14 protein-coding genes and 1 pseudogene are annotated in these 15740 nt (G+C 60.6%); 5 read left to right on the top strand and 10 right to left on the bottom strand.

What is annotated here, in order from left to right; translation table 11 throughout:
- Window positions 1-50 precede the first annotated feature (50 nt).
- From F1563_RS07720 to F1563_RS07700, 5 genes are all read right to left on the bottom strand, one after another.
- A complete protein-coding gene (locus F1563_RS07720; protein ID WP_002528811.1) occupies window positions 51-1667 on the bottom strand; it encodes an MFS transporter in 1617 nt (538 codons plus the stop codon).
- Between the two features lie 170 nt (window positions 1668-1837).
- Complete coding sequence (trxA, locus tag F1563_RS07715) at window positions 1838-2203, bottom strand: thioredoxin (RefSeq protein WP_002528812.1); 366 nt, start codon at window positions 2201-2203, stop codon at window positions 1838-1840.
- A 123-nt stretch (window positions 2204-2326) separates the two neighbouring features.
- A complete protein-coding gene (locus F1563_RS07710; RefSeq protein ID WP_002528813.1) occupies window positions 2327-3406 on the bottom strand; it encodes a hypothetical protein in 1080 nt (359 codons plus the stop codon).
- Window positions 3407-3426: 20 nt separating this feature from the next.
- Window positions 3427-4125 carry a metal-dependent transcriptional regulator gene (locus F1563_RS07705; protein ID WP_036958465.1) on the bottom strand — a complete coding sequence of 233 codons (699 nt, stop codon included), beginning with the start codon at window positions 4123-4125 and terminating at the stop codon, window positions 3427-3429.
- Window positions 4126-4279: 154 nt separating this feature from the next.
- The gene (locus F1563_RS07700) at window positions 4280-5410 is read right to left on the bottom strand and encodes an N-acetylglucosamine-6-phosphate deacetylase (protein ID WP_149302628.1); all 1131 of its coding nucleotides are present in this window, start codon (window positions 5408-5410) and stop codon (window positions 4280-4282) included.
- 47 nt (window positions 5411-5457) lie between these two features.
- Between F1563_RS07700 and serC the strand changes: the two genes are divergently transcribed.
- Window positions 5458-6621, top strand: a complete 1164-nt coding sequence (serC, locus tag F1563_RS07695) for a phosphoserine transaminase (RefSeq protein ID WP_172623617.1) — start codon at window positions 5458-5460, stop codon at window positions 6619-6621.
- On the opposite strand, the gene F1563_RS07690 is transcribed toward serC, so the two are convergent.
- Window positions 6618-7457, bottom strand: a complete 840-nt coding sequence (locus F1563_RS07690) for a hypothetical protein (RefSeq protein WP_002528817.1) — start codon at window positions 7455-7457, stop codon at window positions 6618-6620. The two genes, serC and F1563_RS07690, sit on opposite strands and share 4 nt — an antisense overlap.
- 309 nt (window positions 7458-7766) lie before the next feature.
- Between F1563_RS07690 and F1563_RS14205 the strand changes: the two are divergent.
- Window positions 7767-8477, top strand: a pseudogene (locus F1563_RS14205) (hypothetical protein).
- On the opposite strand, the gene F1563_RS07675 reads toward F1563_RS14205, so the two are convergent.
- Window positions 8452-9855, bottom strand: coding sequence for an NCS2 family permease (locus tag F1563_RS07675; RefSeq protein ID WP_002528820.1), 1404 nt, complete (start codon window positions 9853-9855; stop codon window positions 8452-8454). The pseudogene F1563_RS14205 and the gene F1563_RS07675 overlap by 26 nt on opposite strands.
- Before the next feature lie 123 nt (window positions 9856-9978).
- On the opposite strand from F1563_RS07675, the gene F1563_RS07670 reads away from it, so the two are divergent.
- Window positions 9979-10245: a DUF2530 domain-containing protein gene (locus F1563_RS07670; protein ID WP_002528821.1), complete on the top strand. Its 267-nt coding sequence runs from the start codon at window positions 9979-9981 to the stop codon at window positions 10243-10245.
- Between the two features lie 38 nt (window positions 10246-10283).
- Here F1563_RS07670 and F1563_RS07665 read toward each other — a convergent pair whose 3' ends face one another.
- The 3 genes from F1563_RS07665 to nagB all read right to left on the bottom strand — a co-directional run bounded on the left by F1563_RS07665 (window position 10284) and on the right by nagB (window position 12392).
- Window positions 10284-11084, bottom strand: coding sequence for a DUF3027 domain-containing protein (locus tag F1563_RS07665; protein WP_002528822.1), 801 nt, complete (start codon window positions 11082-11084; stop codon window positions 10284-10286).
- Window positions 11084-11467 carry a cold-shock protein gene (locus F1563_RS07660; protein WP_007433356.1) on the bottom strand — a complete coding sequence of 128 codons (384 nt, stop codon included), beginning with the start codon at window positions 11465-11467 and terminating at the stop codon, window positions 11084-11086. Before F1563_RS07660 ends, F1563_RS07665 begins: the two co-directional genes overlap by 1 nt.
- Window positions 11468-11606: 139 nt before the next feature.
- On the bottom strand, window positions 11607-12392 hold the full coding sequence (gene nagB / locus F1563_RS07655; protein ID WP_002528824.1) for a glucosamine-6-phosphate deaminase: 786 nt from the start codon (window positions 12390-12392) through the stop codon (window positions 11607-11609).
- A gap of 548 nt (window positions 12393-12940) precedes the next feature.
- Between nagB and F1563_RS07645 the strand changes: the two genes are divergently transcribed.
- Both F1563_RS07645 and F1563_RS07640 read left to right on the top strand, forming a co-directional pair.
- Complete coding sequence (locus F1563_RS07645) at window positions 12941-13315, top strand: hypothetical protein (RefSeq protein WP_002528825.1); 375 nt, start codon at window positions 12941-12943, stop codon at window positions 13313-13315.
- A complete protein-coding gene (locus F1563_RS07640; protein ID WP_002528826.1) occupies window positions 13312-15441 on the top strand; it encodes a helicase-associated domain-containing protein in 2130 nt (709 codons plus the stop codon). The genes F1563_RS07645 and F1563_RS07640 overlap by 4 nt, the downstream gene beginning before the upstream one ends.
- The last annotated feature ends 299 nt before the right edge of the window (window positions 15442-15740 follow it).

The raw sequence follows: 15740 nt of genomic DNA, 5'->3' as shown, positions 1-15740 counted from the left end.
CGTTTCCCACCTGCCGTCTGAGACCGTAGGGAGTAAAAATCGGTCCGCCCTCAGGCGTAGCGCCGTTTCATCTCGACCTCGATCTCCTCTAATGAGCGCCCCTTCGTCTCCGGCATGACCTTAACGAGGACCAACGCGATGACAAGGTTTACTAGGCCATAGGTCAGGTAGGTTCCCGCGCCTCCGAGCCCTGCGAGCATAGCTGGGAAGGTCCACGTGATGGTCGCATTCGCCAGCCATTCGCAAAATACTGCAGCACCGTTCATCACTCCGCGCATCCGGGTCGGGAACATCTCACCAAGCATGGTCCACACCACTGTGCCGTTGGTGGATTGCACGATGAGCATGAAGATGCTCATTAGGACGAGCACGAGGACGGGCGCCCACTTCGGGACCTCTCTACCCACATGAGGAGCAATCGCCAACCCGAACGTGGCCGCAATGCCTAGAAGACACGCCCCGACCGCGGTGACATCAAAGATAAGCAGGTGACGACGGCCAAACCGTTCGATGAGCCACAAGCCTGCGGCGGCCCCAATAACAGACATCACACCGTTGGCCACCTGGGCGATAATCGACGCCTGGGTGCTCATCCCTGCGAACTCCAGCACCTTAGGGGCGTAGTACATGACGGTATTGACGCCAGTCGTCTGGTTAACCGCAGCAAGGAGGACCCCGACCAGCAAAAGGCGACGCGTCCACCGTGACTCCATCACGGCCGCCCACTGCCGACGATGGCTGAGCCTGCCGCCCTCACCGTTGAGTTCAACCATCTCAGTGACCTCATCGACGACAGGCTCATCAACCCCTTCGACGCGCACCTGCTTTAGACATGCAATGGCCTCCCGGAGCCGACCGTGACTCAAGTACCAACGTGCCGATTCGGGCATCCTCCTCATACCGATCCACAGCACGATAGCGGGCAGGGTGCATACCACTAGCATCCACCGCCACGCTCCACCAGATCCGGCGGGCACCGACAGCTGCATGAGGAAGGCGTGGAAAGCCTCGTCGCTCATCGTTCCGCCATGGGAGGTCGTCATGGCCTGCAGGGTGTCCCACGAATAGGTCCCCGGAGCCAGCCGTCGCGACGGATCCGCCGTTACCGTCAAACTGGGTCCTCCGTGAGCTGCTGAAATGGCGGCATTGACGGAGAAAGCCAACAGCTGCCCAAAGACGATCATGAACTGGTCAAGCGCGACGATCCGACCACGCAGCCGCTTAGGTGAGGTCTCCGACAGGTAAACCGGCACTGTCGCTGAGGCCGCCCCTACGGCGAATCCGAGTACTATTCGGAAGGGGTGCATCACCCACACGCTGGGGGAAACGGCAGTGCCCAAGGCTCCCACGATGAAGAGGACAGCCAGGGTCAGGAGGTTATGACGACGACCCCAGCGGTCGCTCATCATGCCGCCCACGAGACCGCCGAAAGCCGCGCCAAGGGTAAGCGTGCCACCGATGGCACCTTCGTGTCCCAACGTCAGCGCCAGACCGCCGGCGCCATGGGGCAGATACATGAAGGGCAACGCGCCAGAAATCACTCCGGTGTCGTAGCCGAAAAGCAGTGAGCCCAGGGTAGCGACTGCGGCCACCACACCTATACGGCGCTTCGGGCCGGCCGGCTGCGTCGTCTCGACGAGCTCAGCCACCTCGATTCTCGATGTCACGGATAACTCCTAGGAACGGCATGGTCAGCCTACGCACCACTGCGCTCGGCACCACGACCCGCCCCATCGCTTCTTATGAGATACGACGAAAGACAGGCCGACGGCAGGACGTTACCACCCTGCCGCCGGCCTGGAACCCCGCGTTTCAGCGGGATATGGAAAACCCGGTGTCAGCCCTGGCTTTGGGCCGCAGCCTGCTTCTTGAGATCCTCAACGTCGATCTCTTTGACCTTCTCAATAAGCTCATCGAGCTGACGACCCTGCAGCAGACCAGACTGACGGAAGACAAGGTATCCGGCGCGGAAGGCCATGATCGTCGGGATGGAAGTGATCTCCAGACCGGCAGACAGCTCCTGCTGGTCCTCGGTGTCGACCTTGGCGAAGGTCACGTCCGAGTGACGTCCACTGGCGTCCTCATAGATCGGCGAAAACCGCTGACACGGCCCACACCAGGATGCCCAGAAGTCGATGAGAACGACATCGTTGGAATCGATGGTCGAGGAGAAATTATCCTTGGTCAATGCGACGGTTGTCACCTTGTACCTCCCGGTAATCGCTTAGGTTCGGTCGACCGCAACGCCGTGGCGCCTCGGCCCGTACGTCATCAAACAGCAACAAGCACCGAACTATTCCCCGACGCACCCGCACTTAACGGGATCTCAAGCAGCCTTCAACTCGGCAATTGCGGTGGCACCCAAATCTTGAAGCAAATGACCAGCTCGAATCGGCCGCGCAGCGATGACCGACACCACCCGGGACATCCCAGGCAACGCCTCGTCAGAGACATCAACATCATACCCCGGAGCCGACGGGTCGAGCATTGGATTGGAGCCATCAGCCCACTGCTCGTTGAGCTTGTTCCACGTCGTCACCCACGCATGTCCGATCTCGCTGCCCGACGGCACCCCAAAGAAATGACCCACCGGGGCGTGATGACGCAGGGCCACCAGGCCAGACTCTTGGAAAATCCGAGCCAGACGCACCCGAGCGTCAAGGGCTCTGCGCTCCTCCCGGGTCCCAGTCAAGGCCCACTGGCACGGTGCAGGACAGGTGATGCCAACGTCGGGACGCTCACCGGCACTGATAGTGGCATGGTTCATGGCGCACACTCCGAGGGCCTCCCCCAGCCGAGAGTGGAATTTGTCAAGGTACGAGGTATACCCCTCCTCGTCTCCCTGGGCAGCATGCAGACTGCGCCGCGCGGTGGCATTCATAGCGGAGGTGTGGGCACAGCCTTGACCATCACCACCCCATTTCTCGCCAACCTTGCCGGGAAGGGTGAGAGGGTCCCCGCCGTCGCCTAAGACCGGTTGCCAGGCCAACTGCGCTAAGTATTCACCCAGGATGTGGCAGACCATAACGACCTGCTGAGGCTCCTCACGATGCATCCGGATGTCAAGGACCTCAAGCATAAGCTCGTATAAAGGGACGAGGCTACCGAGCGCTCCTCTCGCTGCGGCACGCGGATGGTGCGGAAAACCGGAGTCAATAAGGCGGAATCGCAGATCGGTTGGCAAGGCGTCACCAATTTCCTCAAAATCCTCAGCGTCCAAAGTCATGACTCGGCGAGCTACCGCCATTACGGCAGCGGCCTGCACTAGGTGAGGATTGTCAGACTCAGATGCGTGCACCATTCTCAACATGGAATCAGCGGTGTCGTACCAGCCTGATTCACAGAGGGCGGCGATCTGGTCCAAGTTCAGTACCTGACTGGGCCACAGGGTTTGAGGCACACTCATTGCGGCGCAGTCACCGTGACTCAGGAATTCTGAGCGACGAATAGGCCCGAGAGGATCCCTGGATCGACGACGACAGAACCCTCAGAGCCGGTCAACCGGATACCATCGGCGTCATCATCGACCTCAATGCTCTTACCCGGCAATAAGCCGGCCGCGTAAACGTCCGCGAGATTGCCCTCTGTAGCTTGGAAGAACTCTGACAACCGGGTAACAGTCACACTGACCGGACAGCCAACCTCGGCGATGACCTCGTCTAAGGGCATGGAGTCGTCACGAAAGCGGACGGAACCATCCGGACAACACCCAGTTTGTTCAGGCGGCAGTGGGCAGCCGTACGGAGAAACATCAGGGTTGTCAAGGAGCCCCGTGAGTCGCTTCTCAACCTCGCCAGAAATGACGTGCTCCCACCGGCATGCCTCGTCATGCACCAAATCGGGGCGAAGGCCAATGACCTGGGTAAGCAGACATTCGGCCAGACGATGTTTGCGCATAACAGTCTGGGCCACGTCGTGGCCTTCTTGGGTCAGCGAGATCGAGCGATCAGACTCGACGACTACGAGGCCATCACGCGCCATACGAGCCACGGTCTGGGAGACAGTCGGGCCAGACTGGTGCAATCGCTCGACGATACGGGCCCGACGCAGTTCGACGCCCTCCTCGAGCAGCTCGTAGAAAGTCCGCAGATACATCTCCGTCGTGTCAACGAGCTCACTGCTCACGGTGCCACCTCTTCCCCGCCCTCGCAGCCGAAGGGCGACGCTAGCCGCCTGCCCATTGGACAAGCTCACTATCAACAATCTTTCGGGCGTCATTGCTCACGCCCGAGCGACCCCCTGCAAGGAAAGTTTAGTGCTCAATCAACCGCGGTAGCCGTCAGATTGTCTCACCGCGGCGAACGACGCGCACCAGATGACCCCTCGCGTCAGTGAGACACAAGTCAGCCCAGCGGCCCTCTTCGATGGCGCCAACCTCATCCAAACCGTGGATTCTGGCCGGTGTTGTGGCCGCCACGACGGCAACCCGACCCAACGGGACACCCACGACGGAAGTAACGAACTCGACCGCTCGACCCATCGTCAGAGTCGATCCCGCTATCGCTCCCAGCGAACCATCAGCAGCCAACAACCGGGCGCGCCCATCGACAACTTTCACTGGCAAACTACCCAGAATGTAGTCGCCGTCAGGCTGACCGGTCGCGCTCATAGCATCGGTCACCAAGGCGATGCGTTTCGGGCAGGCGGTCGACATCGCCATCCGAACGACGTCCGGGGCCAAGTGGACGCCATCGCAGATGAGCTCACAGACCACCCGAGAATCAGTGAGCATCGGCGGCACCGGACCGGGCTTTCGGTGATGGATGGATGGCATCGCATTGAACAAATGGGTCACGACGTCTGCTCCGGCGTCGACTGCAGCGCTAGCCGTCGTGTTGTCACATTCGGTATGACCGATAGCAGCGTGTACCCCCGCGTTACTGAAGGTGGCCACCGCCTCCAAGCCGTGCGCACGTTCCGGGGCGATAGTCACCATCTTGAGAGCCGAACCGCCAGCCTCGATGAGCCGATCCACAGATGCCGGATCTGGGTCACACAACAGCTCGACGGCGTGGGCCCCTTTCCGCGACTCAGCCAGGAACGGCCCCTCCAAGTGGATGCCGGCGATCTCGTCAAGGTCGACGAGTCGACGAAGTCGCTCAATCTGCGTGACGACGTCGTCAATTGCCGCAGTCACCGTCGAAGCAAACAGAGTCGTCGATCCCTGGCTGCGGTGGTAATGGACGGCACGTAGAGCGGCCTTGGAATCAGGATCGGTGAAGTCAGCACCGGCGCCACCGTGACAGTGGGTGTCGACATATCCCGGCAAGATCCACTCGTCAACGAGTTCGGCTTTCGGTTCAATACCCTCGCTGACGTCACTTATGCGTCCAGCCTCGACGGTGATCGTCGCTGGTGAATCCCTGCCATCACGATCGACGACGTGGTGAGAAGCAATGCGGGTGATCATCTATGCCTCCTAGCCCGGTTCCCCTCATCCTGCCACACGATCACAGCGTGAACTCTGCTGTTATGCACTACATGATCTGCGAAGATCGGATTATGGCTCAGCCGAGGATTCCCCGTGACCTTTTACCCTCCGACCCCCGATTCGGTTGTGGACCGTCTCGAATCCGTCGTGAGGTGGTAGCCAGCCTGTCCGAACCAGGATCAGTGATGGGCACCTCCCATCGCCAACCACCAGTCCGTCACATGGTCGCGGCGATCCGTGAAGAGTTAACCGAACTGTATAACTTGCCAGCCGACTATGAAGTGGCACTCGGCAATGGTGGGGCCACCCTGTTCTGGGATATGGCGACCGTCTGCCTCGTCGAAAACCGAGCTGCCATCGGTGTCTATGGCGAATTCACGCGAAAATTTTCCTCGGCGTTGCAGCGTGCTCCCTTTCTTGCCGACCCCGCCGTATTTCACGCCGAACCTGGCGAGCTCGCCTTACCGGAGGCTGTCAGCGGCGTCGACGCCTATGCCTGGGCCCACAACGAGACCTCCACCGGTGTCGTGGCACCAGTCCAGCGGCCTGGTGACATTGACGACAACTCCCTCGTCCTCGTCGACGCCACCTCGGCTGCCGGTGGCGTCGCGGCGGATATCTCAACCATTGACGCCTACTACTTTTCACCGCAGAAAAATCTGTCCTCAGATGGTGGATTATGGCTTGCAATCCTGTCACCCGAAGCAATCGAACGCTCGAACAAAGTGACATCCTCGGCCCGTTGGGTGCCCCAAATGCTCGACTTAAGCCTTGCGGTGACGAACTCGCGAGCCGACCAGACCCTTAATACCCCAGCTTTGGCCACCCTCGTCATGCTAGAGGCGCAGTGCCGGTGGTTACTCGATCAAGGCGGTATGGCGTGGGCTGCGTTACGCACGGCGTCAACGTCAGGAATCCTCTACCGCTGGGCCGAAGACAACCCCCTGACGACCCCCTTCGTCACTGACCTGACGCTACGCAGCCCGGTTGTCGTAACGATCGACATCGACGAGTCCATCGACGCCGCGCACCTGTGCGCCCGTGCCCGCGAAAACGGCATCCTGGACATCGAGCCTTACCGCAAACTGGGGCGCAATCAGATCCGGGGCGCGACCTTCAGCTCGATTGAGCCGAGCGACGTCGAAGCTTTGACGGCATGCCTGGACTGGCTGCTCGAACATCACGACTAGCGGTGGCGCCAGGTGGTGTCACGGGAGCGGCCGTAGAAGAAGGTGATGACGCCGGCGCACAACGCCACTGCAACCGCCCCCATCACCGCGATGAGAGTTCCTGATCGCGCCTTGGATGTCGGTTTGCCGTTAGCGTGGGGAGCCGCTGCCTTGACTTTTGGAGTGTGTGACGGGGTCGGCGTGATCGAAGTCAAAGTTGTTGGGAACTTGATCCCCTTCACCTTGTTACCTGAGGTCGCAATCTCCAGAGTCTTTTGAGTGGTGTCCGTCGTGATGGCCTGACCGCCGGAGAAGGCCGCGTTGGCGACTGTCTTCCAGGAGTAGGCGTCAACGATGCGCACCTCGTGCCCAGTAAGTATGGCCATTCGTGACCCGTCTGGCAAGAATGTGGCGTCCTTGACCCCAGCGGGAGCATCCGCCACTTTTTCGAGCGGGTTCGATTCGGTGCGACTCACCTGAGGACCGCCTCGGTAAATCGCAGGGTGCGGACCGTCGGTGATGATGTAAAAACTCCCCTTGGGGCTGACGGACAAGGCTTTGGCGTCGTGAGCACCGTCCGGATAGGTGAACATCCACTCGTAATAGGCGGACTGTTTAGCTGTCGTCGAGGTTGGGGACACCACCCGAATGCCATGACGCCGAGCTTTCTTGTCACCAATGTCAGCGACGTACAGCACACCGTTAGCCCACGACATCGCCTCGACGTCGTGGAAGGCTGGCTCCCATGCCACCCGGTGAACTTCTTTGCCCGACCTGTCGAGAGCAAGCAAAGAACGGACCGTTGACGAGGAACCATCGGTGATCCAGTACCAGTCATGATTAAGATCGGCAGCCATACCTACAAGGGTGCCAAGCTTCTCACCCGTGCTGACGGTGAGGCCAGCAGCTGCTGCAGGACCGACCGATAACCCCCAAGCGCATCCGAGCGCCAGGAACGCGCTCGCAGCTCGAGAGACGCGAAGTCGGGTCCGGGATCGTTGGGTCACAATGTCACATCCTGCCATGTCGGGCCGGCCTATCACAGCAGGGATCCCATCACGACGAGGAACACGAGGATGATGAGAACCCCGCTGATGATGTGCTGTCTGGAGCGTGAATTCATGGACGACACCTTATGCCGACCCGCTGTCTTATACCCTGTCGCTATGGGTGGGTTGAGATTCAACGCCATCGCGATCGACGAAGTTCGCGACATATTCGGGGCCGACGAGGGTCTCGCCATGAAACTACGTAGGTGGACCGAGGCTCGCCTTAGCGTGCCCGTTCATCACCACCGTCGGTCGAGGTGGCGCAGCACGTTCCACCCGCTCTACCAGCCCAACGTTGAAGGTCCGATGCTGCCAACCGGATGGCCGACCCCCAACGATGTCGAAGACCTCGTCCGCGGGCACTATATCGAATCCGATCGGTTGGCACGGTGCTAGCGGCTTGTTAGTGATTGGCTTACCCATCTGTCATGGGGGTGGACTGAAATTCCCATGTCGATGGCGCGCTCCGAAGAGTTGGATTGTGATCTGGCAGCGGCTGGATTACCCAGCGCCTACTCGCTCAAGCGGCTCATGAGTGGGGACCCCCAGATTCCATTACGACCAGCACCTGGCATGAAGATTGGTTACGTCGACACCGCTCAGATACTAGCCACCTGGGTTGAGCTGTCAAAGGTCATTGGCACAGTGCCGTCTGCACGACGAGGTGAGGCTGAGGCCGTGCTGAAGTTCCTCGATTCTTACCCGGGGTGGAAGCACCTTGCCGTAGACCTGGGCCGCCCGGCGCCAGACCTCTTAGTGGTCTGGCAGCCGGACACTGTCGAAGGCGCCCACCCTACTGGTCTCAGAGCTGACCAAACAGCCTCATAAGAAGGGACTGGCTGAAGTACACCACGAAGAGGAGGGCAACGACCCACAGCAGGGGGTGCACGCTGCGAGCCTTACCAGCGATGGCCTTGGTGATGCAGAACATGATGAGGCCAGCTCCGATACCCGTAGTGATCGAGTAGGCGAACGGCATGAGCACCATGCCCAGGAAGGCTGGTAGGCCCTCCTCAACGTGCTTCCAGTCAATGTGCGTGACCTGAGCCATCATGAGGAACCCGACGAAAACGAGCACCGGCGCGGCTGCCTCAGAAGGAATGATCGACACGATCGGTGACAGAAACATCGCCAACAGGAATCCCAGACCGGTGACGATGGAAGAGATACCTGTGCGGGCCCCCTCCCCCACGCCAGCAGCCGATTCAACGTAACCCGTTGCCGACGATGCTGACCCAAGACCGCCGGCGACCGCAGCCAAGGCATCAACGACGAGGATTCCCTTGAAGTGCTCAGGGTTGCCGGTCTCGTCAAGGATGCCAGCCTGGTCACCAATCGCGACAACCGTCCCCATGGTGTCAAAGAAATCAGCGAGCATCAGGGAGAACACCACCAGCAAGGTACCCAGGAAGACACCGATTCGGAAGTGGCCGTCGGCAAGGAACCCGCCAAAAAGGTCAACATGACCAAGCAAGCCCAAGTCAGGCCAGCGGAAATCCGAGGCTGCGGGCAGACGGGGCACGTTGAGAGCCCAGCCAGTGGGGTTCTTGTCACTCTGCGCGCCAATGGTTCCCATGGTTTCGATGACCACCCCCACCAACGAGGTGCCGATGATCGCGATGAGCATGGATCCCTTGACGTGACGCTGATGCAACACCACCAGCAGCAGGAAACCAAACAGGCACAGCAGGATTGGCCACCCCTCCAAGCTGCCACCAACTCCCAGAGTGACAGGGGTACCCGAACCGCGGCGAATCACACCAGAATCCACGAATCCGACAAAAGCGATGAACAGGCCAACTCCGACGCTGATCGCCGAACGCAAGGAATTCGGGACGGCCCGGAAAATCATTTCCCGGACGCCAGTAAGGACGAACACCAGGATGAGGATGCCCTCCCAAACAACCAAGCCCATAGCCTGAGACCACCTCATCGTCGGGGCGACGACGTAGGCCAGCAAAGAATTAATGCCCAAGCCTGTTGCGATACCCATCGGGAATCGTCCCCAGATACCCATGGCAATCGTCATGACGCCAGCCACGAAGGCGGTCACGGCCATTACCATGATTTTGTTGTCATCAATACCAGCGGTATTGAGGGTGGTGCCGGCAGCGTCAAGAAACTTTGGCGCTCCATTGAGGAGCTTGCCATTCTTATCTGCTGCGGTGCCGATGATAAGAGGGTTAAGGGCCAGGATGTAAGCCATCGTAAAGAAGGTGACGATGCCGCCGCGAACTTCACGTGACCTCGTCGAGCCACGTTCTGTCAAATGAAACCAATGATCGGATCTTACTGATGTGGTGTTGCTAGGCACGGAGGCATTCTAGGGATGACGTGTCACGGCAATGTTGCAGGGCATTACGATGGGGCCGTGTCCAACCATCACCTGCTTACCCAGGCGAACGTCGCCCCCATTGACGAAAACGGGGTGACGGTCGGCATCGTGGGAACTATCGCTTTCGCAATGGCATCTCTTATCTGCTGGATCATGCTCGACCGTCTCACCGAGAGTGGTTACCGCGACTGGCTATGGATCTGCCTGACGGGTACCGGCCTAGGTGTTCTCGGCAGCGCATATTGCTGGCGACGTTCCTGAATTCGCTCGCAGGCCGGGATTCCTGCAAGCGAGATGACTCAGTCGAACAACGACTCGTCGATCGAAATGGTGTCAAAAACCGGCTCTGGGAGCTCAATCCCCCGACGCTTCTCAACGACATCGGAGTGGCCTCCGCAACCATGGTCGACATGAACCACCGAGCCGTCGGAGGGAGAGAACTCGTTCGAGCACACCCCAAAAACCCATCCCAGGGAATGTTGCAGACGCACGAAGTACCCGCACGTCACGCAACTGGCTGGCGCATGCCGGCTCGTCGCGTTATCCGGACCGCCGTCACCAGCAAACCAGCGCTCAGCAGTGGAGTCACGGCCCTCTCGCGACAGCAGTCGCTCACGCCCTAGCCCCAACTCGGAGACGACAGCGCGAGTGGCAGCCCACTCAGCTGGGTCCTCATCTGCAGCCAATTCACCGCCGGTGTAGCCAGGTTCCAAACGCGGATCGTTGTCGGCGGTCGGCATGATGGTGCCGGCGGCGATGTCACCTGCCCGCACCCGGTCACGCCACGGCACCCATTCAGGGACCAGCAGGGAATCCTCACCAGGGATGAGAACGACCTCATTAACAGTGACGTTACGGCCACGTAGAGCGCGCGACATCGTCACGGCCCAGCGCCATCCCCGGTAGCCGGGATGCGGACACTCGAACAGGTGAGTCAGAACACGCTCATCCTCGGCGATAGTCCCGACGTGCTCACCCACACCGAAATCACCGGCACGACGTTCGGCAGCTTCCCGGGCCTGATCAACAGCCTTCGCAATGGTCACATCAGCCTTGACAACTCGGGTCGCAGTGCGCGGCTTCGACGTCACCTGTGTCATCACAGCTCCAACTCGTCAGCGACCGCACGAAGCATCTTGGCCACCGCGACGGCAGTGCGCGGATCAGGGTGACGTCCGTGCCGGTAACCATTGCCCATCTTGTCGAGCATTTTGATGAGGTCCTCGCAAATCACCGCCATCTCTTGCGGCTTCTTGCGGCTCGCCTTGGACAACGATGCAGGGGTCTCGACGATCTGCAGAGACAGGGCCTGCTCTCCTCGACGTCCCTCAACAATCCCGAAGTCAACCTTCTGACCGGGTTTCAGGGCGTTCACCCCTGCGGGCAGAGCGGAAGCGTTGACGTACACGTCACCGCCGCCGTCCTTCGTCAGGAAACCGAACCCCTTGGTGGCGTCGTAGAAACGCACCTTTCCGGTTGGCATCTCTGGCTCACTCCTTCTGGTCATGACGGTCAATGGACCGCCATACAAGGCTACAAGCCTTAACGGCGGTCCACCACTCACAGTTCTTTCGAAATTCGATAACCGAGGATACTTACCGGGCCGGAAGCGTCGCTGAATCTCACATCGCTCCGGAGAGCCCACCTCGCTGAGAATCGGTCCACCGGAAGTACTCAGCCATAGTGAGTTTCGAGGCTGCAGCCTCGTCGGCGATCACCAGAACGTGTGGGTGGAACTGCAGCACCGACCCGGGACACATCGCTGAAACCGGTCCCTCGACAGCTCCTGCTAGCGCATCAGCCTTGTTGGCGCCGACGGCCAATAGCACGACATTGCGGGCATCCATGATCGTGCCGAGTCCTTGGGTGACGCAATGGCTTGGCACCTTCTCCCCCCTCTCAAAAAAGCGGGCGTTGTCGGCCTTAGTACGCTCAGCGAGGGTCTTCACGCGAGTGCGCGAAGACAGCGAACTGGTGGGCTCATTGAAACCAATATGCCCATTCGCCCCGATGCCGAGGATCTGAACGTCTACCCCGTTGACGTCCCGGATGGCCTTCTCGTAGGCGGCACAGGCAGCGTCGAGGTCATCGGCCATGCCATCGGGGGTGTGGACGTTCGCCGCATCGAGCCCCAACTGTTCGGTGACGGTATGGCGGATGGTAGCGGCATAGGAACGCTCATCGTCTGCAGGAAGCCCGACATATTCATCAAGGGCGAAGGCGCGCAGACCGGTAAAGTCAGCCTTACCTTCCGCTGCGAGAGCGGCCAGAGAAGAGTAAGTCGTCAGCGGGGTCGATCCAGTCGCCACCCCTAACACCGGAGTCTCGGCCCGACTCAATACCTTTGTAATCCGGTCAGCGGCGATCCGCCCGACGGCCTGCTCATCGGAGCAGATGATGACCTCCATGTCGAACCCTCCTTGATGCGCATGGGTCACGTCCTATCTGACGACGTGCCTGATGTGAGACTAAAGCCGCGTGAGCGTTCCTAAGTGATCGCACTCACCACCTATGAGCGTTGGCCTGGTACGGGTGAGCGTGCCGCTTGGTCGGTCTTACCCTCTACCATGGAGTTATGGCACGCAGCATCACCGTACCCGTCGATGTCGTCGGCTCTCGGCCTGCTCCGCGCGCCTTCCGGGCACCTCGGGTCGAACCGTTGGAAACTCCCATCCAGCCTGTCAACCCCGCTGCTGGGAAGCCCATTAACGCCCCGCGCCACTATCGGGGAGGCGATCACCGCCCGCTCACCGAGTTGATCCCCCGTCGACGCAGTAGCCGTCAGCCCCTAGATCCGTTCTCCACCCAGGCTGGGCTGGCACGGCCGCGCATCACGCATCGCGATCCGCATGAACCAATCCGTACCAGCCGGCTGACTAGCGGTTATTCCACATGGTCAGCACCGACCGAAGCGCCGGTATCGACGACACCGCCGTCCCGCATCAAATTGGTTCGCATGCCTACCCGTCTCGATCCGCGTACCCCGGCCAAGGCTGGCAGTCGGTCCTTCCTCGACCTGTGCCGAGGGTTGGGGTGGCCGTGGATCGTGGTCCTCGTATTGGGATTCGCGTGGTCTCCGTTATCTATTCCGGCCCTCTTCGTCACATGGTGGCTGGCATGGCGTCACCCCTTTGCGGCCGGACGTCTCACTAAAGCTCTTACCGCGGTGACGGTAGCGGTCATTATTGGCGGAGCCATCGAGTCACCGGTACGCACCGCGTTGGCACAGTTCGCATGGATGTCTCGCCTTGGTTGCGGGATCATGCTCGGCCTGGGGTTCCTCCTCATTGACCGTCAGCTCACACCCACGGATCCGAGGACTTCCCGATGAGCGCGGCCGAGGAGCCGACGACCCTTGCCTCCACTATCCGAAATCTCGATGCGCAGAGTCTGTCGCGGCTGTTAACCCTGCGTCCTGACTTGGCCAACCCCACCCCGAGAGATTTAGCTGAGGTGTCGTCGCGCGCGAGCACCCACGCGTCGATCAATGCTGCGATCTCCAGTCTCGATCGTTGGCGATTGAGCCTTTTGACTGCACTGGCTGCTTTGGGGGACCTCAGCCTCGCCGAGCTCGCTGATGCGTTGTGCCAAGGGTGGCCGGCTACGCCTGAAGCCATCCAGGCCGACGTCGTCGACGGCATCTCCGACCTGCTCGATATGGCCCTAGTCCTGGAAGATTCCGGACGGCTGCACGTCATCCAAATCGTCACCACTCATCTACCCGGATATCCTGCCGGACTCGCGCCTGTGTCCGTCACGCCCATGGACATTGACAAGGTCACCGAAAGGTTGGCGCAGGCTGACCCCAAGGCTCGCTCGGTGCTCGAGCGTCTGGTGTGGTCCCCCACTGGGCACGTCCCCAATGCTTGTCGCTCTGTAACTCCCGCGACGGCCACCACCCCCGTCGAGACCGCTCTGGCCCATCGGCTCTTGCGTCCTCTTGACGACAACACCGTTATCTTGCCTCGTGAAGTGGCCCTGGTGTTACGCGGGAATCGCCTCTTTACCGAACAACCTAGCCCTGCCCCACCACCATGGCCCGAACCACGTCAGACCACTTTGGTGAACCGGGCCGGGCTCGGCACTGCCCTCGAAGCTGTTAGTGCGATGTCTGCTCTATTAGAGGCAGTGGAGCGTCACGACTGTGCTCTGCTGGCCAGCGGTGGCATTGCCAAACGAGACGCACGCATCGTGCTCTCCCGGGTAGCACCCGAAGACGATGCATGGGTTTACCTTGCCCTGGCGGCCGCGGGCGGTTTCATCGGGGCAGACGGACGCAGCTGGCTTCCCACTCCCCTGGCCGACCGATGGCGTACTGATTCACTATGGGGACAATGGGTGAGCCTCAGAGATGCATGGCGAAGCATTCCGCAGCTACCCGGCAACCTCAACAACACTCTCGACGCCTCAGCGCCTGCAACTGCTCGGGCATGGCGTCGACTGGTACATCGGGAACTACGCACCGCCGAACCAGGCACCCCAATCAAAGCCGAGGTCGTCGCGAATCGGATCCGGTGGCGTCAGCCTGGCACCACCGTCAACGATGCCTTGATTGAGGCCGTCCTAGATGAGTGCCGAGTGCTCGGCATGGTCGCGCTGGACGCGAGCACTGATCTGATCGATGCGCGCACCTGCACCGACATGCCGGAACGCACCGACGACGTGATCCTGCAATCCGACCTCACCGCAGTTGCCCCCGGCCCGCTGACCCCCGACACCGCTGCCGACCTCGCCCTGCTGGCCGACCGCGAGTCCACTGGGATCGCCGGAGTGAGACGATTTAATCGCGCAAGCCTGCGTCGCGCCCTCGATGCCGGGTGGACTGGCGAGCGAGTGCGCCAATGGTGGGCCAAGCACTCCCTTGGTGATGTTCCGCAGGGCCTTCTAGTGCTTCTCGACGACGTCGTGCGTGACTACGGCCGGGTGTCGGTAGCAGCCGCTGGAGCCCTCCTAGAAGTTGACGATCCCGCTGCCGTCGAGGCAATTCTGCGTAGCTCGCTGGCTACCGATGCTGGGTTGCGCCGCGTCGGACCGCAGGTGTTGGTGGCCCAGGCGGAGCCAGAGCAGGTGCTGGCACGTCTGCGTCAGTTGGGAATGTCTCCGGTAGCCCGCGACGCCCACGGTGACGTGTTCTCGACCCCTCCCCCACCTCGAGGCAAGGTAGAGGCACCGGCATCACCGGCTCCCCAGACCAACCCCGTGGAGCTGGCTGCGTCACTGTTGGACAATCGGGGACGCGGATTCTCCGATCGACGACAACTCATCGCTCAATTGCACCAGGCACAACAAAACGGCACCTGGATGCACATTGAACGGGTCGTCGACGACGGCACCTCGGTACGTCAGACAGTACGGATCATGGCCGTGGCCGCCGGCGCGGTGCGCTGCGGCATTCGGGGCGGCGGCGGGGTGGCCATCGTGCCCGTCTCGCGGATAACCTCCTGCCAGCCTGCCTGATTGAGCTACCAAGGCCGGTTAATTCCCTACCCGGACGCGTCGTGGAAGAGCATCATCTTGTTGCCAAAGTAACTGCCAAACTGGCTGATAGCCGGGAGCAAGAATACCATTTCAGTCTTTGCTACTATCCAGCCATTGAGCGACGCAAGCGACATACTGACCGTACTGTTCAAAGACCAGGGGAATCGCCACATCCACCTTTCGCGGATCTACCTCCACGTACTCATGGGTGAGGACGTTACGCATACCCACGCTGCGTTCTTGGTCTTCCACCAACGATATTGGTATCACGCGCGGCC

This window comes from Cutibacterium modestum (assembly GCF_008326345.1).
GTDB classification, from domain to species: domain Bacteria; phylum Actinomycetota; class Actinomycetes; order Propionibacteriales; family Propionibacteriaceae; genus Cutibacterium; species Cutibacterium modestum.
Note: the sequence above shows the minus strand (reverse complement) of the source record. Positions and strands in the feature narration are given on the sequence as shown.